Here is a 22,632-nt window from a genome sequence, read left to right as displayed (position 1 = left end):
CCATCTAGTTGACAGGTGGCCCGGGAAGGAGTTAGCTGGCGAAGTAGCTAAACAACTAGTTAGAAAGTTCGGTGAAGTAGCCATGTCCTCCACAGCTTCGAATTCCGTCTTCCTGGTCAGCGGGGCTTCCCGTGGGCTGGGCGAGGAGATCGTGCGAGCCGCCCTCGCCGCGGGACACCAGGTCGTGGCCGGGGCCCGCACCCCGTCCGCGCTGGACGCTCTCGCCGCGGAGCACGGTGACCGGCTCGTCGTGGTCGCACTGGACGTGACCGACGACAAGGCGGCCGAGGCCGCGGTGCGCACCGCGGTGTCGCGGTTCGGCCGCTTGGACGTGCTGGTCAACAACGCCGGTTACGCCAACGTCGGCGCCATCGAAGACGTCGACCTCGACGACTTCCGGGCACAGGTCGACACCAACCTGTTCGGGGTGGTGCGGCTGACCCGGGCGGCGCTGCCGGTCCTGCGGGAGCAGCGGTCGGGGCACATCATCCAGGTCTCCTCGGTCGGCGGCAGGCTGGCCACGCCGGGGCTGGCCGCCTACCAGAGCGCGAAGTGGGCGGTGGGCGGCTTCTCTTCGGTGCTCGCCGCCGAGGTGGCGCCGCTCGGCATCAAGGTGACCGTGCTGGAACCGGGTGGGATGCGGACCGACTGGTCCGGCCCGTCCATGCGCATCGACCCGATCCGCCCGGAATACGCCGCGACCGTCGGTCAAATGGCGGCCATGCACGGCGGCGACTCGCTCGCGGCCAATGATCCGGCGAAGGTGGCTCGACTGGTGCTGCGGCTGGTCGCGCTGGAGGAGCCGCCGCTGCGCCTGCTCGTCGGCCCCGACGCGTATGCCTACGCCACCGCGGCCGGTCGTGCGCTGCTCGCGGAGGACGAGCGCTGGCGCGAGCTTTCCGAATCCACGGTCGCCGACGACGCCACCCTCGAACACCTCGATCCCTTGGGACAGCGATGAGCGCGCCGGGCTCCTAGGCTCACCGGTATGGACATCTCTGTCAATGGTGCCCTTCGCGGCTACCTGGCCCTGCCCCAGCGGGAAGTCGCGGGTGACCCGCCGTGGCCCGGAGTGGTGGTCGTTCACGACGCCTTCGGGATGAGCGAGGACACCCGCAACGTCACCGAGCGGTTCGCCACCGCCGGGTACGTCGCGCTGGCGCCCGACCTGTTCTCACGAGGCGGTGTCATGCGGTGCATCAAGTCGGTGTTCCGGGATCTGATGGCAGGCCAGGGCCGCGCGTTCGAGGACCTGCAGGCCGCCCGGCGGCTGCTGGCCGAACGGGAGGACTGCACCGGCAAGGTCGGTGTGGTGGGATTCTGCATGGGCGGCGGATTCGCCCTCGTCGCCGCGTCCGGCGGGTTCGACGCTTCCGCGCCGTACTACGGGCAACTGCCCAAGGATCTGTCCGTTTTGGACGATGCTTGCCCGATCGTGGCCAGCTTCGGGCGCAGGGACCCGGCGTTGAAGGGGGCCGCGGCCAAGCTCGAAACGGAGCTGACCGCCCGCGGCATCCCGCACGACGTCAAGGAATATCCCGAAGCCGGGCACAGCTTCGCCAATCAGCTCGCGGGCGGCCCGCTCAACAAGCTGCTCAAGGTCGCCGGCCTGTCGTTCCACCGCGAATCCAGCGAGGACGCCTGGCGTCGCGTGCTCGCCTTCTTCGCCCAGCACCTCGGCAGTTGAGCGAAAAAAGGGTGGGCACTTCAGGAGGAAGTGCCCACCCGCGTCACTGTTTGCCGGTGCGCTTCGGTTTCCAGACCACCAGCGCGGTCTCGTGCCGGAGCGGAACCAGATCCTTCCGGTAGGAAGCGTGCACGGCGGCGGCCGCGTGCTCGGCCGCGGCGTAGGCGGCGGCCAGTTCTTCGGTGAGCTCGGCGACCCGGCTCCGCAGGGCCTCGACCTGGTTTTCCAGCTCGATGATGTGCTTGATGCCCGCCAGGTTCACCCCGGCCTCCTGCGACAGCCGCTGCACCTCGCGCAGCAGTGCGATGTCGCGCATCGAATAGCGCCGCCCGCCGCCCGCCGTGCGCCCGGGCGACACCAGGCCCATCCGGTCGTAGGACCGGAGGGTCTGGGCGTGCAACCCGGACAGCTGAGCGGCCACCGAGATCACGAACACCGGGGTGTCTTCGTCCGCCCCGTGCGGCAACCCACCGAACGCCATCACCGCTCCTTGAGCAACTTGGTGATTTCCGGTCGCGGATCGTGCTTCGCGGCGGCCTCCGCGAACGCCTGCAGCGCCTCCTGCTCCGCGGGCTCGAGCCGGGACGGAACCGCCACCTGCAGGGTGACCAGCAGATCGCCCTGCGAGCCGTCGCGCTTGCGGATGCCCTTGCCGCGCACCCGCAGCACCCGGCCGCTCGCCGTGCCCGGGGGCACCTTGAGCGACACCTTGCCGTCCAGCGTGGGCACCGTGATCGTGGCGCCCAGTGCCAGTTCGGTGAAGGTGACCGGCATGGTGATCGTCAGGTCGTTGCCCGACCGGCCGAACACCGGGTCCGGGGTGACGTGCACGCGGACGTACAGGTCACCGGCCGTGGCCCCGCCCCGGCCCGGTTCGCCCTGACCGGCGAGCCGGATGCGCTGGTTGTCGTCGACCCCGGCAGGCACCCGCACGGTCAGGGTGCGCGTGCGGGTGCTGATGCCCTCGCCGCCGCATTCCGGGCACGGGTCGTCGATGATCTGGCCACGCCCGCGGCAGTCCCGGCACGGCTCCGAGAAGGCGAACGCGCCCTGGCTCCGGCTCACCAGCCCGGAACCCCCGCACACCGGGCAGGTGCGCGGCATCGTGCCGGGCCGTGCGCCGTTGCCGCCGCACGTTCCGCAGGTGCCCGGGCTGGACAGCCGCAGCGGCAGCGTCGCGCCCTTGACCGCCTCGGCGAACTCGATCCGAACCTCGGTCTCCACGTCGGCGCCCCGCTGGCCGCGGGCGGCGGTCGCCCCGGCACCCGCACCGCGACGGCCGAACAGGCCGCCGAGGATGTCGCCGAGGCCGCTGAAGCCGCCGCCTCCTCCGCCCGCGGTCTGGCCGAACAGGTCGCTCATGTCGAAGGTGCCGGAACCGCCGCCGCGCGGGAAGTTGAACGTGCCGGCTCCGCCGGCGCCGAACAGCTGCCGCGCTTCGTCGTATTCCTTGCGCTTCGCCGGGTCCGAGAGCACACCGTAGGCCTCGGACACCGCCTTGAACTTCTGCTCGGCTTCCGCGTTGCCGGGGTTGGCGTCGGGGTGGTTCTCCCGCGCCAGCTTGCGGTAGGCCTTCTTGATCTCGTCCTGGGACGCGTCGGAGGAGACGCCCAGCTCTCGGTAGAAGTCCTTACCGATCCACTCGCGAGCACTCACCGGACGTCTCCTCCTTCCTGTTCAAGACCGTTACTGCTGGTTCTCATTCGACAGCTGCTCCACCGGCAGCTCGCCCTCGACGGACGCGTCGACCGGTTTCCCGGCGCCCGGCTCGTGGTCGGTCACCCCGACCAGCGCGGCCCGCAGCACCCGTTCGCCGAACCGGTAACCCCGGCGCAGGACCGTGGTCACCGTCGGGCCGGACACGTCGGGCGAGGTGCTGTGCTGCACCGCCTCGTGCACGCTCGGGTCGAAGGGGTCGCCCTCGGCGCCGAACGGCTCGAGGCCTGCCCGCTGCAGACCCGCGACGAGCTTGTCGCCCACCGCCTTGAATGCCCCGGTGAGATCACCGTGCGCCTCGGCGCGCTCGAGGTCGTCGAGCAGCGGCAGCAGGTCGTTGACCACGCTGGCCTTGGCCGCGGCGACCACGGCCTCACGGTCCCGGTCCACCCGCTTGCGGTAGTTCGCGTACTCGGCCTGCAACCGCTGCAGGTCCGCGGTCCGCTCCGCGAGCTGCTTCTCGAGATCGGACTGAACGCCCACCGCGCCGTCGACGGTGGTCGCTCCCAGCTCCGGCCCGGAGGCTTCCGCGGTCGCGGAAGCCTCCTCGGTCGCCGCCTGCGGCCGAACCTGGCCGGTCTCCGGGTCGATCTTGCGACGATCCCGGACCACCACCGGTTCGGTCACCTCCGGTTCCTGCTCGTCGGCTTCGCGGTAGTGCTTGCCCGTCACTTCTTCTCGTCCTCGTCGACGATCTCGGCGTCCACCACGTCGTCGGCCTTGGCGGAGGAACCGGTGCTCCCCGCCGAACCGGCCGCGCCGCCGGCACCGGCGGCACCGGCGTCGGTCTGCTGCTGCGCGTTGGCGTAGAGGGCCGTGCCCAGCTCCTGCGACGCGGTGTTCAGCTTCTCGATGGCGTCCTTGATCTTGGCGGTGTCGGTGCCCTTGAGGGCCTCGTTCGCCTCGTCGATCGCGGTCTTGACCTTGCCCTTGAGGTCCTCGGGCAACTTGTCGTCGTTGTCCTTGATGAACTTCTCGGTCTGGTAGACGAGGGTCTCGGCCTGGTTGCGGGTCTCGACCTCCTCGCGGCGCTTGCGGTCCTCTTCCGCGTGCGCCTCGGCGTCCTTGACCATCCGGTCGATGTCCTCCTTCGGCAGCGCGGAGCCACCGGTGATGGTCATCGACTGTTCCTTGTTGGTGCCAAGGTCCTTCGCGGTCACGTGCACGATGCCGTTGGCGTCGATGTCGAAGGTGACCTCGATCTGCGGCACGCCGCGCGGGGCCGGCGGGATGCCGGTCAGCTCGAACATGCCGAGCTTCTTGTTCTGCGCGGCGATCTCGCGCTCGCCCTGGAAGACCTGGATCTGCACCGACGGCTGGTTGTCGTCCGCGGTGGAGAAGATCTCGCTGCGCTTGGTCGGGATGGTGGTGTTGCGCTCGATGAGCTTGGTGAACACGCCGCCCTTGGTCTCGATGCCCAGCGACAGCGGGGTCACGTCCAGCAGCAGGACGTCCTTGACCTCACCCTTGAGCACACCGGCCTGCAGCGCCGCGCCGACCGCGACGACCTCGTCCGGGTTCACGCCCTTGTTCGGCTCACGGCCGCCGGTCAGCTCCTTGACCAGCTCCGACACCGCGGGCATGCGGGTGGAACCACCGACGAGCACCACGTGGTCGATCTGGCCGACCGAGATGCCCGCGTCGCGGATGACGTTGTTGAACGGCTGGCGCGTGCGCTCCAGCAGGTCGTTGGTGATCCGCTGGAACTCGGCGCGGGTCAGCGTCTCGTCCAGGAACAGCGGGTTCTTGTCCGCGTCGACGGTGATGTAGGGCAGGTTGATGTTCGCGCTCGACGAGCTGGACAGCTCGATCTTGGCCTTCTCCGCGGCTTCCTTGATCCGCTGCAGGGCCATCCGGTCCTTGGTCAGGTCGATGCCGTGCGAAGCCTTGAACTTGTCCACCAGCCAGTCGACGACGCGCTGGTCCCAGTCGTCACCACCGAGGTGGTTGTCACCGCTGGTCGCGCGGACCTCGACGACACCTTCGCCGATCTCCAGCAGGGACACGTCGAAGGTACCGCCACCGAGGTCGAAGACCAGGATGGTCTGCTCCTTCTCGCCCTTGTCCAGGCCGTAGGCGAGGGCCGCGGCGGTGGGCTCGTTGACGATGCGCAGCACGTTGAGGCCGGCGATCTGGCCGGCTTCCTTGGTGGCCTGCCGCTGGGCGTCCTCGAAGTAGGCGGGGACGGTGATGACGGCGTCGGTGATCTCCTCACCCAGGTAGGCCTCGGCGTCCCGCTTCAGCTTCATCAGCACACGGGCGCTGATCTCCTGCGGGGTGTAGGCCTTGCCGTCGATCTCCGTCGACCAGTTCGTGCCCATGTGCCGCTTGACGGACCGGATGGTGCGGTCCACGTTCGTCACGGCCTGGTTCTTGGCGGGCTGCCCGGTGAGCACTTCGCCGTTCTTGGCGAACGCGACGATGGACGGGGTGGTCCGGGAACCCTCGGAGTTGGCGATGACCGTCGGCTCGCCGCCCTCAAGGACGGCTACGACCGAGTTGGTCGTGCCGAGGTCGATGCCGACCGCTCGCGCCATGGTGGTTTCCTCCTGGTTATACGCTGCTTGAGCTGCGGTGATCGCGCCCGCCTTGAGCGGGTCTCACTCAAGTTCTATCCTGCGCTTCCCGCTCGCGTCAATCCAGACTTGAGTCGGGTTCGCTCAACCTTTCTGCCCGTCGTAACGACGGGGTGCCGCGAGTTGTTCCCGTCAGGCCGGGCTGACCGTCACGTCGCCGCTGGTGCTGTTCAGATCGAGCTCGTAGGGGCCTGCCGGATCGGTCGCGATGTCGACCCGCTGGGTGCCGGAGCTGGTGCCGGTCCGCACCCGGTAGCGGTCGCGCGGCACGGTCACCATGACGTTCCCGCTGGTCACGTCCACCTTCACGTTCTGGGCCATGCTCATCGCCACCGTCACGTCGCCCGAGGTCGCGCGCACCTTGACCGGTCCGGTCGCGTCGGTGACCAGGACGTTGCCGGAGGTCGAAGTCACGTCCGCCGCGGCGGCACCCCGCACCGTCGTCTCCCCGGAGGTGACCTTCCCGGTCACGGCGACACCACGGGGGACGACCACCTCGTAGTCCACGTCGCACCGGTTCCCGCAGTCGTGCAGCACCAGCTTGCCGCCTTCGACCGTGAACGCGTCACCCGGCTTGCCGCCGGTGTAGCTGAAGCGCTGGTGGACGGTGGTGGTGGCCACGTCCTCGGCCAGGATCCGCACGTCCCCCGACCCCGTGTCCAGTTGGACCGTGTCGATCCGTTGCGCCAGTTCGCGGTCGACCTGGGCCTTCGTGGACCAGTGCCAGTTCCACTCGGTGGCGATCGCGATGCCGGCGCCGATCAGGACGATCCCGCCGACGGCGAGTGCGATCCTGCCCATTGCGTCCTCCCCAGTCATTTTTCCTGTGCGGTGAGGCTAAGGGGCCGGAGGAGGCGGGTACATCAGGGAAGGTCCCCGTATCGACCCTGGGGTTGTCCCTACCCTGGCGGCTCCCGCCTGGCGCGCGCAGTAGCCTTTCGGGTACCGGAGTCCCGCGATGAGGAGGATCGATGGCACAGCCGCCCAACCCCTACGACTTCCTGCCCTCGGTACCGAGCTTCACCCTGCGCAGCAACGACATCGCGGACGGGGAGACCCTCGCGACACCGCATCTGAGCGGCATCTTCGGCGCCGGCGGCGAGGACCGTTCGCCGCATCTGGCCTGGTCTGGCTTCCCGGCCGAGACGAAGAGCTTCGCCGTCACCTGCTACGACCCGGATGCCCCCACCGCGAGCGGGTTCTGGCACTGGGCCGTGTTCGACATCCCGGTTTCGGTCACCGAGCTGAGCTCGGGTGCCGGGGACGCGAGCGGCTCGGGCCTGCCGGAGGGTGCGATCACGCTGACCAACGACGGCGGGGTCAGGCAGTTCCTCGGCGCGGCGCCGCCGCCCGGACACCGCCCGCACCGCTACTTCTTCGTGGTGCACGCCGTGGACGTCGAGAAGCTCGGCGTGCCGGAGGGCGCCACCCCGGCGATCCTCGGCTTCAACCTGTTCAGCCACACCCTGGCCCGCGCCACCCTCATCCCGGTCTACGAGAACAAGAGCTGAGCCCCGGCCCGCCTCACCACTGGTAGGGCAGGAACTTCCCGTTCAGAGTCACCACGACCCGGTCGCCCGCGGGATCCGGTACGCGCTCGACGTCGAGCCGGAAGTTGATCGCGCTCATGATCCCGTCGCCGAACTTCTCGTGGATCAGTTCCTTGATGGTGGGCCCGTAGACCTGCAGCACCTCGTAGAACCGGTAGATCGTGGGGTCGGTGGGCACCGGCGAGTCGAGCGCCCCGCGGGTGGGTTGCGCGCGCAGCGCCGCCACCGCGTCGGCGGACAGTTCGAGGACCTCCCCGGCGCGGTCCGCCTGCTCCTCGGTCATCGGGTGCTGGCCGAGCAGTGCGGCGGTCGTCCAGGCGAGCGGGGTGTCGAGCGCTTCGGCCAGTTCCGCCCAGGTCAGCCCGAGGCGCGTCTTGGCGGCGAGCACGGCCGCGGCGGCTTCCTTCTTCGTCGTCATGCATCCCGATCATTCCGGGCCGGGCCGGGGCGTGCCAGCGCGGACGGGGGCTCAGCGCGGGCGCAGCAGGTATTCGACCACCGGCCGGAGTTCCTCCGCGGTGGGTGGTTCGTCGTCGATCAGGCCCTGGATCAGCAGCCCGTCGATCCCGGCGAGGAACGCTCGCAGCGCCACCAGGTCGTCGGGCCGGACCATCGAGGTGAGCACGTCGAGCCAGCGGCGGGCGGCCGGGCGCAGTTCGGGCCGCCGGGCCGCGAGCAGGTACAACTCGTACTCGGCCATCGTCCGGCCGCGTTGCGGGCCGAGTGCCTCGGCGAGCAGGGCCGCCACCTCGTCGGCGCCGAGGCTGCCGCGGGAGCGGGCCCGGTCGATCATCCAGTAGACCTCGCTGGCCATGTCCTTCGCGCAGGAGATCAGGGTCGCGATGAGCAGGTCGTCGAGGCTGGAGAAGTGGTACGTGGTCGAGGTGGTGGGCACCTCGGCCTCGGCGGCGACGGTGCGGTGGGTTACCCCGGCGACGCCGTCGCGTTCGATCACGCGCAGCGTGGCCTCGATGATCTCCTGACGCCGCCGGTCGCCCCGGACCTTGCGGCCGTCGCGCTGGCCCTTCACGCGGCCGCTCCCAGTTCGATCAGCACGACACCCCCGATGACCAGCGCGAGTCCGCCGATCATGGTGAGATTGAGGTGCTCGCCGAGGAACAGCACCCCGATGAGTGCGACGGCGGCGACCCCCACGGCCGCCCAGATCGCGTAGGCGACCCCGACCGGAAGGCCGAGCTTCAGCACCAGCCCCAGCGCGACGAACGCGGTCAGGTACCCGGCGACCACGACCAGGGACGGGACGAGCTTGGAGAAACCTTCGGACAGCTTGAGGGAGACCGTCGCGGACACCTCGGCGGTGATCGCCAGCGCGAGCAGGAGATAGGCAGCCACCCCGCCAAACTACTTGTACGATCGTCCCAATAGCTAGGGAGTCGTACGCCACATCGGTGGGACTTAGGGCGGCGTCATGGGTTACTCACTAGTAAGGCCCGGTTAGGCTGCCCGCCAGTACACATACGGACGAAAGGCCCCGATCATGGGTGCTCTGCAGATCACAGTGGGTGTGATCGGCGTCGCCATAAGCATTGTCGCTTGGATCGCGTTCGTCGCCGGCGTCGTGCGCATGGTGCGCATCATTCGCCTCGGACAACCCGACGGGACTCGCAACGGCCCCTTCTGGAGCCGGCTCGGAACGCTGATCAAGGAGTTCGCCGCGCACACGCGGATGAACAAGTTCCGCCACGTCGGCCCCTGGCACTGGATGGTGATGTGGGGCTTCCTGATCGGCTCGCTCGTCTGGTTCGAGGCCTATGGCGAGACCTTCGACCCGAACTTCCACTGGCCGATCTTCGGGGCCTGGGAACCCTGGCTGCTCCTGGTCGAGCTGCTCGGCCTCGGCACCGTGGTCGGCGGGATCGCCCTGGTGATCATCCGCCAGCGCAACCACCCGCGCCGCGCCGACCGGCAGTCCCGGTTCCAGGGGTCCAACTTCAAGCAGGCGTACTTCGTCGAGACCGTGGTCATCGTCGAGGGTCTCGGCATCCTGGGCGTCAAGGCGTTCAAGATCTCCAGCGGTATCGAGGACCCGGCGCTGTGGAGCAGCTTCGTCACCAGGCCGCTCGCCGAGATCCTGCCCGCCAGCACCGCCGCCGTCAGCATCACCGCACTGGTCAAGCTGCTCTCCGGCATCATCTGGCTCCTGGTCGTCGGGCGGACCCTGACCATGGGTGTGGCCTGGCACCGGTTCAGCGCCTTCTTCAACATCTACTTCAAGCGCGAGGCCGACGGCGGCGTCGCGCTGGGCAAGCTCAAGCCGATGATGAGCGCGGGCAAGCCGCTGGACTTCGAGGAGGCCGACCCGGAGAAGGACGTCTTCGGCGCCGGCAAGATCGAGGACTTCAGCTGGAAGGGCTGGCTCGACTTCACCACCTGCACCGAATGCGGCCGCTGCCAGTCGCAGTGCCCCGCCTGGAACACCGGTAAGCCGCTGTCGCCGAAGCTGGTCATCACCCAGCTGCGGGACCACGCCTACGCCAAGGCGCCGTACCTGCTCGCGGGCGGCCGCAAGGACGTCACCGGCGAAGAGGTCGGCCTGACCGGCGACAACCCCTACGCCGGGATCGACGTGCTCGCCCTCGCCGAGGCGGAGCGTCCGCTCGTCGCCGCGGGCGACGACGGCGGCGTCATCGACCCCGACGTGCTGTGGTCCTGCACCACCTGCGGTGCCTGCGTCGAGCAGTGCCCGGTGGACATCGAGCACGTCGACCACATCGTCGACATGCGCCGCTACCAGGTCATGATCGAGTCGAACTTCCCGAGCGAGCTCAACGGGATGTTCAAGAACCTGGAGAACAAGGGCAACCCGTGGGGCCAGAACGCCAAGGACCGGCTGGCCTGGACCGAGGACCTCGACTTCGAGGTGCCGGTCTTCGACGGTGACCTCGGCGAAGCCGAGTACCTGTTCTGGGTCGGTTGCGCCGGTGCCTTCGAAGACCGCGCGAAGAAGACCACGCGGGCGGTCGCGGAACTGCTCCACATCGCGGGCGTCAAGTACACCGTGCTCGGCCCGGAGGAGACCTGCACCGGTGACCCCGCCCGCCGGGCCGGTAACGAGTTCCTGTTCCAGATGCTCGCGCAGCAGAACGTCGAGGTGCTCAACTCGGTCTTCGAGGACCGGGAGCCGGGCAACCGCAAGATCGTGGTCACCTGTGCGCACTGCTTCAACACGCTGGCCAACGAGTACCCGGAGGTCGGCGGGAAGTTCGAGGTCGTGCACCACACCCAGCTGCTCAACCGCCTGGTGCGGGAGAAGCGCCTGGTCCCGGTGGCGCCGATCGCCGACGACGTCACCTACCACGACCCGTGCTACCTGGGCCGCCACAACAAGATCTACGAGGCGCCCCGCGAGCTGATCGGTGCCTCCGGCGCCCAGTTCCGCGAGATGCCGCGGCACGCCGACCGCTCCATGTGCTGCGGTGCCGGTGGTGCCCGGATGTGGATGGAAGAGAAGATCGGCAAGCGGATCAACATCGACCGCGTGGACGAGGCGCTCGGCACCGCGCCCTCGAAGATCGCCACCGGCTGCCCGTTCTGCCGCGTGATGCTCACCGACGGTGTCACCGCCCGCCAGAACGACGGCAAGGCCTCGGAAAAGGTCGAGGTCGTGGACGTTTCACAACTGCTGCTGGAGGCCGTGAAGCGGCGCCCGCAGCCGGTCCCGGTCGGGGCGGGCGGGGGACTCCCGGCCGCGGTCGCCGACCCGCTGGAGGCGGACACCGCGACCGACCGGGCCCCGAGCGGCACTCCGCTGCCGACCGAGGACAAATAGGCAGATTCCGGTGTCCCGGCACGCCGGGGGTATCCCTGGATACCCCCGGTGGCCTCGACAGAGGCGTTATTCTTATGCCCTCGCAGCCGTAGCCGTCCGCGAGCCACTGTGACGAGTCACTGTGATCGGGGCGAACGGGGCGATGGACATGGAGCGGGCTGCCGGAAGGAAGGCGGCCGGGGAACCGGCCGCGCCGAGGGCCGGTGCTCGCTTCCCGTCCGCCAAACAACTGGAAAAATACGCCGAGGCAGAGGTGGAGCAGCTTCCCGAGGACAGCAACTCCCGCCCGTCTCGACACCGGCCCGCCGGTGCCCGCTTTCCGACGGAGAAACAATGGGAGATGCTCGACGCGCCGGAAGGCCCGCCCGAGCCCGAGCCCGAGGAGCCGCCGAGGCCCTCACCGAGGCCACGGGCGAAACCCGGGCGAGTGCGTACGGACGAGGTTGACGTGGAGGACAACGGGCCTCGCGTCCGCCCCTACGTACTGACCCGCGGCCGTACCCAGGCCAGTTACGAGCTCGGGCTGGAGACCATGGTCTCGTTGCGGGCCGACGGGAAGTGGGCCGGTCCGGCGTTGGGCGGCGAGTACCAGCCCGTGCGTGCCCTGCTGCGCGTCCCGCTGTCCGTCGCGGAGGTCGCCGTCGGCCTGTCGGTCCCGATCGGGGTGGCGCGTGTGCTGCTCAGCGACATGGCCGAGCTGGGCCTGCTGCACATCCACGGCACGGAGCGGACCGCCGAGGGGCGCCCGCCGATGGCACTGATGCGCCGCGTTCTCGACGGTCTGCAACGGCTTTGACCCGGCCATAGGATCACCGGGTGAGCGGGGAAGGCGAGGCGAGCGAGAGCACACTGACCGTTCTGCTGGCCGGTGCGGTCAACCTGGCGATCGCGGTGATGAAGGCCGCCGCGGGGGTGATCACGGGTTCCGGTGCCCTGCTGTCGGAGGCCGCGCACTCGTTCGCCGACACGATCACCGAGTTGCTCCTGCTCACCGCACTGCGCCGCTCGCGCCGCCCCGCCGACCGCTTGCACCCCTTCGGCTACGGCAAGGAGCGGTACTTCTGGTCGCTGCTCGCCGCCGTGTCGATCTTCGCCTCCGGCGCGATGTTCTCCTTCTACGAGGGTGTCACGACACTTACCTCGGAACCGAAGGAGCAGTCACGGCCGCTCATCGGCTACCTCGTGCTGGCGGCCGCGTTCGTGCTGGAGACCGTGTCGTGGCTGCAGGCGATGCGCCAGGTGCGCCACGAGTCGGCCGAGCAGAACCGGTCGATCGTCGAGTACCTGAGGCTGGTCGACGATCCGGCGCCGAAGTCGGTGTTCTTGGAGGACTCGGCGGCGCTGATCGGTCTCGTGCTGGCCTTCGCCGGGCTCTTCCTGCACCATCTGACCGGCTCGGCGGTCTGGGACGGGACGGCGTCGATCCTGATCGGGCTGCTGCTCGCGCTGGTCGCCTACAGCCTCGGGCTGACCAACCTCCGGCTGTTGATCGGCAGGCAGGCCGATCCGGTGGTGGTCGCGGGGATCCGGCAACTGCTCGCCGCGGCGCCCGAAGCCGAGGCCGTGGTCGACCTCCAGACGATGCTGCTCGGTACCGACCAGATCCTGGTCTGCGCGCGCGTGGACTTCGACGACGCGCTCGGGGCCGCGGACCTCGAACGCACCTGTGTCCGGCTGGCGGCCGAGCTGCACGAGGAGTTCCCGGACGTCGCCGAGGTGTTCATCGAGCCGGTTCCCCGCACCGATCCGGATCTCCGCGCCGCCGTGCTCGCCCGTTACGGCGACCTCGCTTCCCGCTACATCCACCCGGGTTCGGGCAGCTAGCGGACGTGTCTGCGCTCCAACGCGTAGCCGACGGCATTGAGCGCCAGCGTCGTGCCTGCGATGACGGGCTGTCGTCCCTTGCGGGTACTCGGCGGGTCCACCAGTGCCGTGCCGGGGTAGAGGGAAGCGGAGAGCTGGGTGATCCAGTAGAGCGAGGCGAAGGTGGTGGCGGCGTCGAGCCTGCCCCGGGACGGCTTGCCGCCCCAGAGCGAGCCCAGGGCGCAGGCGCCGAGTGCGAGCCCCATGCTCATCGTCTGTCCGTTGTGGAACTTCGCGTGGGGTGGCCACTTCGGGTTGTGCACGTGGGTCTCGTTCCAGTCGGCGAGGAAGGCGCCGAACATGGTGGTGAGCGAGGTCGCGGACAGCAGGACTCGGCCGATGCGCATGTTGTCTCCTCGAATCGGAACGGAATCTATATTCCGATTCAATCAGAAGACGGTTCCAGGTGCCACATCCGCTGCAGATCCGGCCAACTCGGCGCCGGTTCCGGCAGTCCCGCGCCATCCGGTCGAAGGCCCGAGACGGCGATGGCGAGGAAACGGCGGTTCAGGGCCGGGTCGGGGAACCGCATCAGGGTGAGCAGCAGGTAGACGTCCGCGGCGGTCACGTCCTGGCGCAGCTGGCCCGCTCGCTTCACCTTCTCCACCAGTGCGCCAAGGGCCTCCCCGAGCCGGTTGCTCGCGGCGAGACGTTCCGGTGACGAGACGATCCGCCCGGCCAGGCGCCTCAGATCGCCCGGCCGCTGTTCCACGCAGCGCCGAAGGAAGTCGACGAAACCGCTCCACGCTTCTCCTTCGGCCTCGATCGCCGCCACGGCCTGGTCCGCCGCCCAGTCCATGGTCGAGATCGCCACCGCTGTCACCAGGTCGTCCTTGCTCGGGTAGCGGCGGTAGAGGGTCCCGATCCCCACCCCGGCGCGGCGCGCGATCTCCGCCATGGACACGTCGTACCCCTCGTCGGCGAGGGCGTCACGGGCGACGGCGAGGACGCGCTCGTCGTTGCGCCGGGCCTCGGCCTGGCGTCCGGGCAAGCCCGGTGCGGTGCTGGTCATGGGCCGAGGGTAGTGCGCGCGGGAGGGGCGGACGGCCCTTGCCGCAAGGTGTGAATCAGTGGTTCACTTCTTGCGTGGTCTACCGACGCACCCCCCAGGTGCAGGCGCGCCTGGACGCCCAGCGCGCGGCGATCCTCGACGCCGCGGGCGAACTGCTGGCCGAGCGTGGCTACGCCGGATGTTCGGTCGCCGCGGTCGCCGAGCGGGCCGGGGTCGCCACCGGCAGCGTCTATCGCCACTTCCCGGGCAAGGCCGAGTTGGTCGTCGAGCTGTTCCGAGGGGTGGTCAGCCGCGAGGTCGAGGCCGTCACCAAGGCCGGCGAGCTGCCGGGTGATCCCGTCGGACGGGTCGTGGCCGTGTTCGAGACCTTCGCCGCCCGTGCGCTCAAAGCACCACGCCGCGCCTACGCGCTGCTGGCCGAGCCCGTCGACGCGCAGGTCGAGGCCGAGCGCGTGGTGTTCCGCCGCGTGTTCCGCGACGTGGCCGCCCGGCACATCCGCGACGGGGTACGGGCCGGGCTGCTGCCCGCACAGGACGCCGAACTGACCGCCGCCGCGCTGGTCGGTGCCGCCGCCGAGGTGCTCGTCGGCCCACTGACCAGCGACAACACCGAAGCCGATCCCGGTCTGCGCACCTTCATCCTGCGTGCCCTAGGAGGTTCCCATGCCTGACACCCACGAAGTCCTCAACCAGGTCCCCCCGCTGGTGGGCTACGACGTCGCCGAGGACGCCGCTCTGCTGGCCGGGCTGCGCCGTGAAGGTGCGGGCTGGGCCGAGGACGAGGTGCACGAACTCGGCCGCCTCGCAGGCAGCGCCCAAGGGCAGGAGTGGGGCCGCCTCGCCAACGAGTATCCGCCGAAGCTGCTCACCCACGACCGGTACGGGCACCGGATCGACGAGGTCGAGTTCCACCCGTACTGGCACGAGTTGATGACCGTCGCGGTCCGGCACGGGCTGCACGGCGCGCCGTGGCGCGACGAGCGGCCGGGCGCGCACGTCGCGCGGGCGGCGAAGGTGCTGGTGTGGAACCAGGCCGAGGGCGGGCACATGTGCCCGATCTCCATGACCTACTCGGCCATCCCGGCGCTGCGGGCGAACCCGGAGCTCGCCGCCGTCTACGAGCCGCTGCTCGCTTCGCCCGAATACGACTTCGGCCTGCGGGTGCCCACCACCAAGCGCGGGCTGATCGCGGGGATGTCGATGACGGAGAAGCAGGGCGGTTCGGACGTCCGCGCGAACACCACCACCGCCACCCCCACTGGCGACGGAAGCTACCGGCTGACCGGGCACAAGTGGTTCACCTCGGCCCCCATGTCGGACGTGTTCCTCACCCTCGCCCAGGCCCCCGGCGGCCTGTCCTGCTTCCTGCTGCCGCGCGTGCTGCCGGACGGTTCGCGCAACCGGATCTTCTTGCAGCGCTTGAAGGACAAGCTCGGCAACAAGTCCAACGCCTCGTCCGAGATCGAGTACGACGGTGCCGTGGGCTGGCTGGTCGGCGAGGAGGGCCGCGGGGTGCCCACCATCATCGAGATGGTCAACAACACCCGCCTCGACTGCGTGCTCGGCACGACCTCGCTGATGCGCCAGGGCGTCGTCCTCGCCACGCACCACGCGGTGCACCGGCGTGCGTTCGGGGCCGCTCTGGCCGACCAGCCCGCGATGGCCAACGTGCTGGCCGACCTGGTGGTCGAGTCCGAGGCGGCCACCACCGTGGCGATGCGGCTGGCAGGCGCCACCGGGGACCCGGACCAGCAGGCGTTCCGCCGGCTGGCGCTCGCGGTGACCAAGTACTGGGTGTGCAAGCGCGGTCCGGCACACACCGCCGAAGCGCTGGAATGCCTGGGCGGCAACGGTTACGTCGAGGACTCGGGCATGCCGCGGCTCTACCGGGAGGCGCCACTGCTGTCCATCTGGGAGGGTTCGGGCAACGTCGCCGCACTGGACGCGCTCCGCGCCATGGGCAAGCAGCCGGAATCCGTGGAGGCGTTCTTCGGGGAGGTCGGACTCGCGGCGGGTGCGGATTCCCGGCTGGACGACGCGGTGGCCAGGCTGCGCAAGGAGCTGTCCACTCTGGACGACCTGCAGTTCAGGGCCCGCAGGCTGGTCGAGATGATGGCGCTGGTGCTGCAGGGTTCCCTGCTCGTGCTGTACGCCCCCGAGGCCGTCGCCGATGCGTTCTGCGCTTCGCGACTGGGCGGCGACTGGGGAATCGCGTTCGGCACCCTTCCCTCCACTGTGGACACCAAGGCGGTGGTCGAGCGGGCGCGGGTTTCGCTCGGCTGATCCCCGGCAACGCCTCGCCGCTCAGCGCCAGGCGGCGTCGAGGGCGAGGGCGAGGCGACGAGTCCAGTGGTCGTCGTCGGCGGGCAGGTGCGGGTGCGCGTCGCGGAAGCCGGACCAGTCCACATCCCAGGCCAGCACCGACTCGGCGGTGAAGGCGTCGGCCGCGTCCTCGAGCTGGGGCCGCAGCAGGTCACGGACCAGCGACAACGACGGCACCCCCGTGCGCTCGGCCAACAGCGTCGCGTCGTAGAGGTCCTTGCCCTGCGGGTACATGTCGGTGTCCAGCCACAGCAGCTTCCAGGCCAGCGACAGCTCCGCGGTCGCGGCGAGCACGACCCGGTCGATCGCGGGCAGGTGCAGCGGTGCGGGCGGGATCGGCAGCGGCTCGCCGAAGACGAAGTCGAGCTGCACCGCGCCCGGCGGCACACCGTCCACGGCGAACGGGATGACCAGCCTCCGGCCGTCGGCGCGCTCGTAGGTCCAGATGTCCTCGCTGCGCGCGCCATCGGCGTCCAGACCGGCGGCAGGATCGGCGAGGACGGTGGCGAGGACGTCGTCGAACATCCGGGCCGCGTCCGGGCTGCGGAGGCTGCGTTCCGGTGGCAGCACGACGAAATCGATGTCGCCCGGCTCGCGCGCGTCGTCGCCGATCCACGCGGGCATGGTCACGCTTCCCCGCAACACCAACGATTCGGCCCACGGGGAGTCGGCGATCAGGGTCAGCACGTGGTTCCGCGCCGCCGCGCGCGCCTGCCGCCACCGCGCACCCATGGCCGGGTCGGTGAACCGGGGCTCGCCGGGCCTGTAGGCGTTCGAACGGTGCTTCATCGCCGGGTCGAACACCTGGCTCTGCTCGACGTCCTCGCCGGTGGGCAGCGGGAGGTAGGTGGCCGGGTACCTGTCCGCCCCAGCGGGCGCCGCGGGCCGTAGAGGGTCGTGGCGGGCTCGCGCGGGTTCCAGCCAGCCATGGTCGTAGTGCAGCGCGGTGTCGTGGACGACGTACTCCTGCTCGATCTCGACGATCTCGTGCCCGGCCGCGCGGAGGTCGGCGACCAGCGCGTCCAGCCGGGCCATCGCCGTCTCGCGACCGACGCCGTGGCAGCGCTGCGTGGCGAACCGCTCCTCACGACCGTCCGGCCGCCGTCGCCGGGCCACCCGGGACGGTCGTGCGCCGTGGGGGACGACCAGGTCGGTCAAGGCCACCAGCCGGTCGACGGCGTCGTCCGGCAGCAGCAGCTTCACGTGGTGCTCGAAGTAGCGTTCGGGCCGATCCCTGCCGCCCCAATAGGACCGACCGGTGTACACCGGGGGCTCGTCCGCTGCTTCGGCGTCGGTGCGCGGCACACCCTCGTTCCACGGCGCCGCCTCGACCTTGACCCGCTGCACGCCCAGACCCGCGGCCCTGAGCCGCTCGCTCCAGGACGCGGCGAGCGCGAGTTGGTCATCCAGGGTGCCCGAGCCCGCCAGGGTGAGCATCGGCTGCGAGGCGTGAGTGCCGCGATCGAGGACGATGTGGGTGACCTTGAGCCTGTGCTCGGTGCCGAACACGGCGAGCACGGCGGACTGGTGCCCGTAGACGGTCAGGTGGATGTCGAAGTCACCGATGATCGTCATGGTCCGCCTTTTCCCCGCCGACTGGGAGGTTCCGGTGGCGGCCTAACGCCAGGTGTCCACGCGGTGGAAGTTGAGGTAGGCGCGGCTGGGGGTGGGGCCGCGCTGGCCCTGGTAGCGGGAGCCGACCTCGGCCGAGCCGTAGGGGAATTCGGCGGCGCTGGTGAGGCGGAACAGGCACAGCTGGCCGATCTTCATGCCCGGCCAGAGCGTGATCGGCAGGTTGGCGACGTTCGACAGTTCGAGCGTGATGTGGCCGCTGAAGCCGGGGTCGATGAAACCGGCGGTGGAGTGGGTCAGCAGGCCGAGGCGGCCCAGCGAGGATTTGCCTTCGAGCCGCCCCGCGAGGTCGTCGGGCAGGCTGACCAGCTCGAACGTCGACGCGAGCACGAACTCGCCCGGGTGCAGGACGAACGGGTCGTCGCCCTCCTTCTCCACCAGCGAGGTCAGCTCGTCCTGCTGCAACGACGGGTCGATGTGGGTGTACTTGCTGTTGTCGAACACGCGGAAGAAGCGGTCGAGCCGCACGTCGATGCTGGAGGGTTGCACCATCCCGGGGTCGAACGGGTCGATCCCCAGCCGGCCGGCTTCGACTTCTTTGCGGAGGTCACGATCGCTGAGCAGCACCCGTCCACCCTAGCTGTCACGCCGCACGCATATGCCGGGCGTAGGTGGGGTCGAGCTGGAAGATCCGGGAAAGCTGGTCGAGGTAGCGCCTCCGCTCCAGGCCGCCGACCACTTCGCGGAGCAGGGTAGCGCCCGGGATGTACTGGCGGACGGTCTCGGCGGCGTAGTTCAGTGCCGCCGCCGTGACCACCGCCCCCTGCGCGATCGGGTCGTCGGGCAGTTCGAGGAAGTCGGCGTTGGTTTTGCCGAGCACGAGGCGGCTGATGGAGGAGTGCACCCGCACGGACAGGTGGGACAGCACCCGGCCCGCCGCGCCCCGGCCACTGCCGACCTGCTCGTGGGAGACGAGCAGCGCCTTGGCCAGCCGTTTGGAATCCTCGTCCGGGATGAACTCGGTGGCCGCCAGCAGCCACAACAGCCGCCATGCGTCCTCCTCGGTGGCGGGCAGGAGCTCCTCGTCGACGCCCAGCAGCCAGCCGGCGTAGCGCCACAAGTGGATGATGTCGGCGCGCTCGCGAGCGGAGTAGCGGATGCCCAGCAACTGGGTGCCGAGGACGAAGACGAGGGAGAACAGCAGCAGCGTCCCGGTCGTCTGCACCTGGTTGACCGGCCGGTCCCAGGCCGCGTAGTCCCAGTCGTCGCGCCGGTTCATCGCGGCGCGCACATACGCGTGCACCAGCCGGACCCGCAGCGCCGCCGCGTACCCGCTCTCGCCGGGGCGGAGCTTGCCGGGAGTGGTCACCTCGATCCACCACGCGGCCGTCTCGACCAGCCTGCGGCCGGCCATATGCTCGATCTCGCCGGTCGCCACCAGCGACTTCGTCGCCCGGGAGGCGAGATATCCGCCCATCAGCGACATGTCGCCCAGCGGGAACAACCCCAGCACCCCCGTGCGCGTGATCGCGCGGGCCCCGCGGTCGAGTCGGTCGTAGTCCACCCAGTACGGCGTCGCTTCCACCGCGCGGAAGAACTCGACCAGCTCGCGCGGAGGATCGTCCACCGCCGCGATCCCCCCGGTCAGCGCCCGCTCGAACAGCGCTCGCCCCTGGCCCTTCGGCAGGCGGTGGAACATCGCCACGACCTCGTCGGCAAGCCCGTCCTCGGCCTGTGCGTACTCGCGGAACCGCCGCACCTGCTCCTCGGTCCCACGGATATCCCCAGGGCCGAACAGGCGGGCCGCCAGCTTGAAGCCACCCTGGCGGAACAGTTCCGGGTCCGGCAGACGGTCAATCATGACAACAAGTGTTGTCAGTTTTGGTCGACACGTCAAGCGAAAACGGAGGGCTTGATGAAGGGGGGATGCGGCAGCGTGTATGCTCTGTGGCACTGCGGATGTAGTTCAATGGTAGAACATCAGCTTCCCAAGCTGAGAACGCGGGTTCGATTCCCGTCATCCGCTCTTGTGGTGAAGGCCCAGGTCGGAAGGTGTCTACTTCGGACCTGGGCCTTCGTCGTCGCTGGATCAAGCCACTGCGCGGCAGCATCCCGACAACATGTGCAGAACGCCCTCCGCGAGCTGCGCGAGGAGGGCCTGATCGTGTCCCGGCAGGGTAGTGGCGTCTTCGTCCGAGAGCGCACCGAACGCCCCGTTGGCCTGCGCCCCTACATTGAGCGCGCGTTCGAGGACCAGCACGTCAGGATCGACTTTGCCGGGTTCTCCGGCGAGACCCTGCACGGCATCATCGCCGAGCCCCTGGACAAGATCCGCATCGGCCGGCTACGCCCCGAATCGATCAGCGTGCGGCTACTCCTGTCCGACCCCGCGCAGCCCTGGGCGATCCCCTGCACCGTCAACGAGCACGCCGACAGCCCCACCTTCCGCAAGCGAGCCGAGGAGATCATGCGCCATCACACCCTGGCCATCGTCGACTCCGTCACCGAACTCGGCGAACTGGGCCTGGTCAACGAGGTCAGCGCGCAAGTCCGCGTGCATCCAGCGGCACCGATGCTCAAGCTCTACCTGATCAACAATGAAGACGCCTTCTTCGGCTTCTACTCCGTCCGCGAACACGTCATCACCTACGACGGCGAAACCCAAGCCATCTACGACCTCATGGGCAAAGACGCCATCCTCTTCCACCACTCCACCACCGACGACGACACCTCCATCGGCAGCCAATACGTCGACCAAGCCCGCACCTGGTTCGAAAGCCTCTGGACCACCGTTGCCCAGGACTACCAACGATGACCACCACCGCCGCTGAACTCCTCGCCCAAGCCCGCGCACTCCTCCTCGACTTCGACGGCCCCATCTGCTCCATCTTCGCCGGAATCCCCGACCATGTCGTTGCCGACCAACTCCGCGGCGTTCTCGCTGACGGCGGGCACACCAACCTCCCCGAACACGTCGCCACCACCAAAGACCCCTTCGACGTCTTCCGCTACGCCGCCACCCTCGGCGAAGACGAAGCCCGCTACGTCGAAGCCGCCTTCACCGCCCACGAAGTCGAAGCCATCCCCACCGCCACGCCAACCCCTGGAGCACACGAGCTCATCCAGGCGTGGCATGAATCCGCACGGCCACTAGCCATCGTCAGCAACAACAGTGCCGCAGCTATCAGCGCCTACCTTGACCTCTATGGGCTTCGGCCAAGTGTTGATCACATCTCAGCTCGGATGAGCCCTGATGCGTCACTGCTCAAGCCCAGTCCGCATCTACTAAGACAGGCGGTGCAGTCCATCCAGAGCGAGCCAGCAAGGACTGTCTTCGTTGGAGACTCTCTCTCCGACATCCGAGCTTCGCGCACGGCTGGCGTTCTTTGCATCGGGTACGCCAACAAGGTTGGCAAGCGGGTGAGGATGGCCACTCAGCAGCCTGACGCCATCACTGACGCTATAGCTGACCTTGTTGACTCGTGCTCTTGACCCGAAGCGTGCCCTGACCTGTGGTTATGGCATCACGCGAGCGCCGCTACTCCATTGGAGCCGAGCTTGATAAAGATTTGGCAACAAGCTGGGTTCCACCCGACTGAGGGATGTAACTATACGAGGCCTCAGCCGACGTACGTACTGTGTGTGTACAGACTGAAGGGAAGATGCCATGTCATCGGAGACAACTCCTCAACGTGCACCACGGGACGGGAGGATCAACTTGCGGGCCACCAGTCGTCAAGAGTCCTTGCTTCGTCAGGCTGCCGCAGCGACGGACCGGTCATTGACCGACTTCATCCTCGATTCGGCCGTGACTCAAGCTGAACGTGTGCTTACAGACCGACGTTGGTTTGTCCTTGACGACGAGAAGTGGCAAGAATTCCAACGTCTGCTAGAGACGCCAGTCCGAGACATGCCTAAGTTGGCCAAACTGCTGTCCGAGGCTAGCCCATTTACGGAGCACGATGACTGAAAATGAAAGCACTTCGGAGGGGCAGAAGTTATGCCATCCGAGAAAGCTTGAAAAAGAGGACAGTGTCAACGGGTTCCAAAGTGGCGCATTTGAGCTTGACGAATGGCTCACAAAGTATGCCATGGTTAATCAACGCGCAAACAACGCTGTAACTTATGTGACAGCTACAGAGGATAGAAGAGTTGTCGGCTACTATGCTATTACTGTTGCTGGAGTAAGTAAGCAAAACGTACCAAGTGAAGTGGCCGGAGGTGCTCCTCCCACTGAGGTTTCTTGTATTCTGCTTGCTCGTCTGGCAGTCGACTGGCAATATCAAGATCGCAAGATCGGATCCGCGCTGTTTAATGATGCCCTGCGGCGCGCTGTCATGCTCTCGAAGTCCGTCGGTGTTCGTGCTTTTCTAATCCACGCACGGGATGCTGCTGCGAGATCTTTCTATATGCACCACGCTGAGCTTTTTCAGTCGCCGACGGACCCACTGCACTTGATGATACCGATCCATCATATCGAGGCGGCCATGACTCAGGCTGATGCCGCTCAGACGCCCTCGGCTATACAGCAATTGTGACAGAAA

The 22,632-nt window shown here is 68.5% G+C and carries 25 protein-coding genes and 1 tRNA gene; 13 read left to right on the top strand and 13 right to left on the bottom strand.

The features are described from left to right. Nucleotides 1–82 precede the first annotated feature (82 nt). Both FNH05_RS01520 and FNH05_RS01515 read left to right on the top strand, forming a co-directional pair. Nucleotides 83–961: an SDR family NAD(P)-dependent oxidoreductase gene (locus tag FNH05_RS01520; protein ID WP_144585104.1), complete on the top strand. Its 879-nt coding sequence runs from the start codon at nt 83–85 to the stop codon at nt 959–961. Between the two features lie 27 nt (nt 962–988). Continuing rightward, nucleotides 989–1,687: a dienelactone hydrolase family protein gene (locus tag FNH05_RS01515; protein WP_144585102.1), complete on the top strand. Its 699-nt coding sequence runs from the start codon at nt 989–991 to the stop codon at nt 1,685–1,687. Nucleotides 1,688–1,730: 43 nt separating this feature from the next. On the opposite strand, the gene FNH05_RS01510 is transcribed toward FNH05_RS01515, so the two are convergent. The 5 genes from FNH05_RS01510 to FNH05_RS01490 all read right to left on the bottom strand — a co-directional run bounded on the left by FNH05_RS01510 (nt 1,731) and on the right by FNH05_RS01490 (nt 6,780). Then, nucleotides 1,731–2,168, bottom strand: a complete 438-nt coding sequence (locus tag FNH05_RS01510; RefSeq protein ID WP_144585100.1) for a heat shock protein transcriptional repressor HspR — start codon at nt 2,166–2,168, stop codon at nt 1,731–1,733. Then, the gene (gene dnaJ / locus FNH05_RS01505) at nt 2,168–3,343 is read right to left on the bottom strand and encodes a molecular chaperone DnaJ (protein ID WP_144585098.1); all 1,176 of its coding nucleotides are present in this window, start codon (nt 3,341–3,343) and stop codon (nt 2,168–2,170) included. The genes FNH05_RS01510 and dnaJ overlap by 1 nt, the downstream gene beginning before the upstream one ends. Before the next feature lie 30 nt (nt 3,344–3,373). After that, complete coding sequence (gene grpE, locus FNH05_RS01500) at nt 3,374–4,075, bottom strand: nucleotide exchange factor GrpE (RefSeq protein ID WP_144585096.1); 702 nt, start codon at nt 4,073–4,075, stop codon at nt 3,374–3,376. Beyond that, nucleotides 4,072–5,940, bottom strand: a complete 1,869-nt coding sequence (gene dnaK / locus FNH05_RS01495; RefSeq protein WP_144585094.1) for a molecular chaperone DnaK — start codon at nt 5,938–5,940, stop codon at nt 4,072–4,074. The genes grpE and dnaK overlap by 4 nt, the downstream gene beginning before the upstream one ends. 171 nt (nt 5,941–6,111) lie before the next feature. Further along, the gene (locus tag FNH05_RS01490; RefSeq protein WP_186382316.1) at nt 6,112–6,780 is read right to left on the bottom strand and encodes a DUF4097 family beta strand repeat-containing protein; all 669 of its coding nucleotides are present in this window, start codon (nt 6,778–6,780) and stop codon (nt 6,112–6,114) included. 170 nt (nt 6,781–6,950) lie between these two features. Here FNH05_RS01490 and FNH05_RS01485 point away from each other — a divergent pair, with 170 nt between their 5' ends. Further along, nucleotides 6,951–7,490, top strand: a complete 540-nt coding sequence (locus FNH05_RS01485) for a YbhB/YbcL family Raf kinase inhibitor-like protein (protein ID WP_144585090.1) — start codon at nt 6,951–6,953, stop codon at nt 7,488–7,490. Between the two features lie 13 nt (nt 7,491–7,503). Here FNH05_RS01485 and cynS read toward each other — a convergent pair whose 3' ends face one another. Genes cynS through FNH05_RS01470 form a run of 3 tightly spaced genes read right to left on the bottom strand, consistent with a single transcriptional unit; the run spans nt 7,504 to nt 8,882 of the window. Further along, nucleotides 7,504–7,947, bottom strand: a complete 444-nt coding sequence (gene cynS / locus FNH05_RS01480) for a cyanase (RefSeq protein WP_144585088.1) — start codon at nt 7,945–7,947, stop codon at nt 7,504–7,506. A gap of 51 nt (nt 7,948–7,998) precedes the next feature. Next, entirely contained in the window at nt 7,999–8,559 is a 561-nt protein-coding gene (locus tag FNH05_RS01475) for a TetR/AcrR family transcriptional regulator (RefSeq protein ID WP_144585086.1), read from the bottom strand. Beyond that, nucleotides 8,556–8,882, bottom strand: coding sequence for a DMT family transporter (locus tag FNH05_RS01470; protein ID WP_144585084.1), 327 nt, complete (start codon nt 8,880–8,882; stop codon nt 8,556–8,558). The genes FNH05_RS01475 and FNH05_RS01470 overlap by 4 nt, the downstream gene beginning before the upstream one ends. Nucleotides 8,883–9,027: 145 nt before the next feature. Between FNH05_RS01470 and FNH05_RS01465 the strand changes: the two genes are divergently transcribed. The 3 genes from FNH05_RS01465 to FNH05_RS01455 all read left to right on the top strand — a co-directional run bounded on the left by FNH05_RS01465 (nt 9,028) and on the right by FNH05_RS01455 (nt 13,143). Then, on the top strand, nt 9,028–11,319 hold the full coding sequence (locus tag FNH05_RS01465; protein ID WP_144585082.1) for a (Fe-S)-binding protein: 2,292 nt from the start codon (nt 9,028–9,030) through the stop codon (nt 11,317–11,319). 121 nt (nt 11,320–11,440) lie between these two features. Then, nucleotides 11,441–12,115: a DUF742 domain-containing protein gene (locus FNH05_RS01460; RefSeq protein WP_246127422.1), complete on the top strand. Its 675-nt coding sequence runs from the start codon at nt 11,441–11,443 to the stop codon at nt 12,113–12,115. Nucleotides 12,116–12,135: 20 nt separating this feature from the next. Further along, nucleotides 12,136–13,143, top strand: coding sequence for a cation diffusion facilitator family transporter (locus FNH05_RS01455; protein WP_246127420.1), 1,008 nt, complete (start codon nt 12,136–12,138; stop codon nt 13,141–13,143). Here FNH05_RS01455 and FNH05_RS01450 read toward each other — a convergent pair. Together FNH05_RS01450 and FNH05_RS01445 are read right to left on the bottom strand one after the other, a co-directional pair. Beyond that, complete coding sequence (locus tag FNH05_RS01450) at nt 13,140–13,529, bottom strand: DUF6640 family protein (protein WP_144585080.1); 390 nt, start codon at nt 13,527–13,529, stop codon at nt 13,140–13,142. The two genes, FNH05_RS01455 and FNH05_RS01450, sit on opposite strands and share 4 nt — an antisense overlap. Before the next feature lie 38 nt (nt 13,530–13,567). Beyond that, nucleotides 13,568–14,194 carry a TetR/AcrR family transcriptional regulator gene (locus FNH05_RS01445; protein ID WP_144585078.1) on the bottom strand — a complete coding sequence of 209 codons (627 nt, stop codon included), beginning with the start codon at nt 14,192–14,194 and terminating at the stop codon, nt 13,568–13,570. Between the two features lie 74 nt (nt 14,195–14,268). Between FNH05_RS01445 and FNH05_RS01440 the strand changes: the two genes are divergently transcribed. Together FNH05_RS01440 and FNH05_RS01435 are read left to right on the top strand one after the other, a co-directional pair. Continuing rightward, on the top strand, nt 14,269–14,865 hold the full coding sequence (locus FNH05_RS01440) for a TetR/AcrR family transcriptional regulator (RefSeq protein ID WP_144585076.1): 597 nt from the start codon (nt 14,269–14,271) through the stop codon (nt 14,863–14,865). Continuing rightward, on the top strand, nt 14,858–16,477 hold the full coding sequence (locus FNH05_RS01435) for an acyl-CoA dehydrogenase family protein (protein WP_144585075.1): 1,620 nt from the start codon (nt 14,858–14,860) through the stop codon (nt 16,475–16,477). Before FNH05_RS01440 ends, FNH05_RS01435 begins: the two co-directional genes overlap by 8 nt. A gap of 21 nt (nt 16,478–16,498) precedes the next feature. On the opposite strand, the gene FNH05_RS01430 is transcribed toward FNH05_RS01435, so the two are convergent. The 3 genes from FNH05_RS01430 to FNH05_RS01420 are packed head-to-tail and all read right to left on the bottom strand — an operon-like array spanning nt 16,499 to nt 19,949. Then, nucleotides 16,499–18,091 carry a nucleotidyl transferase AbiEii/AbiGii toxin family protein gene (locus FNH05_RS01430; protein WP_144585073.1) on the bottom strand — a complete coding sequence of 531 codons (1,593 nt, stop codon included), beginning with the start codon at nt 18,089–18,091 and terminating at the stop codon, nt 16,499–16,501. Between the two features lie 42 nt (nt 18,092–18,133). After that, entirely contained in the window at nt 18,134–18,715 is a 582-nt protein-coding gene (gene dcd / locus FNH05_RS01425) for a dCTP deaminase (RefSeq protein WP_144585071.1), read from the bottom strand. A 16-nt stretch (nt 18,716–18,731) separates the two neighbouring features. Then, complete coding sequence (locus FNH05_RS01420; protein WP_144585069.1) at nt 18,732–19,949, bottom strand: oxygenase MpaB family protein; 1,218 nt, start codon at nt 19,947–19,949, stop codon at nt 18,732–18,734. Nucleotides 19,950–20,043: 94 nt separating this feature from the next. Between FNH05_RS01420 and FNH05_RS01415 the strand changes: the two genes are divergently transcribed. The 5 genes from FNH05_RS01415 to FNH05_RS01395 all read left to right on the top strand — a co-directional run bounded on the left by FNH05_RS01415 (nt 20,044) and on the right by FNH05_RS01395 (nt 22,626). Further along, nucleotides 20,044–20,114 (top strand) — tRNA-Gly (locus FNH05_RS01415). 6 nt (nt 20,115–20,120) lie between these two features. Beyond that, complete coding sequence (locus tag FNH05_RS01410; RefSeq protein WP_186382315.1) at nt 20,121–20,903, top strand: GntR family transcriptional regulator; 783 nt, start codon at nt 20,121–20,123, stop codon at nt 20,901–20,903. Beyond that, complete coding sequence (locus FNH05_RS01405; RefSeq protein WP_144585065.1) at nt 20,900–21,580, top strand: HAD family hydrolase; 681 nt, start codon at nt 20,900–20,902, stop codon at nt 21,578–21,580. Before FNH05_RS01410 ends, FNH05_RS01405 begins: the two co-directional genes overlap by 4 nt. 175 nt (nt 21,581–21,755) lie before the next feature. Then, the gene (locus FNH05_RS39945; protein ID WP_144585063.1) at nt 21,756–22,058 is read left to right on the top strand and encodes a type II toxin-antitoxin system TacA family antitoxin; all 303 of its coding nucleotides are present in this window, start codon (nt 21,756–21,758) and stop codon (nt 22,056–22,058) included. After that, nucleotides 22,051–22,626, top strand: coding sequence for a GNAT family N-acetyltransferase (locus FNH05_RS01395; RefSeq protein WP_144585061.1), 576 nt, complete (start codon nt 22,051–22,053; stop codon nt 22,624–22,626). Before FNH05_RS39945 ends, FNH05_RS01395 begins: the two co-directional genes overlap by 8 nt. Nucleotides 22,627–22,632 lie beyond the last annotated feature (6 nt).

This window comes from Amycolatopsis rhizosphaerae (assembly GCF_007713715.1).
Lineage (GTDB): Bacteria > Actinomycetota > Actinomycetes > Mycobacteriales > Pseudonocardiaceae > Amycolatopsis_E > Amycolatopsis_E rhizosphaerae.
The sequence above is the reverse complement of the archived record's forward strand: the minus strand, read 5'-3'. Positions and strand labels throughout refer to the sequence as shown.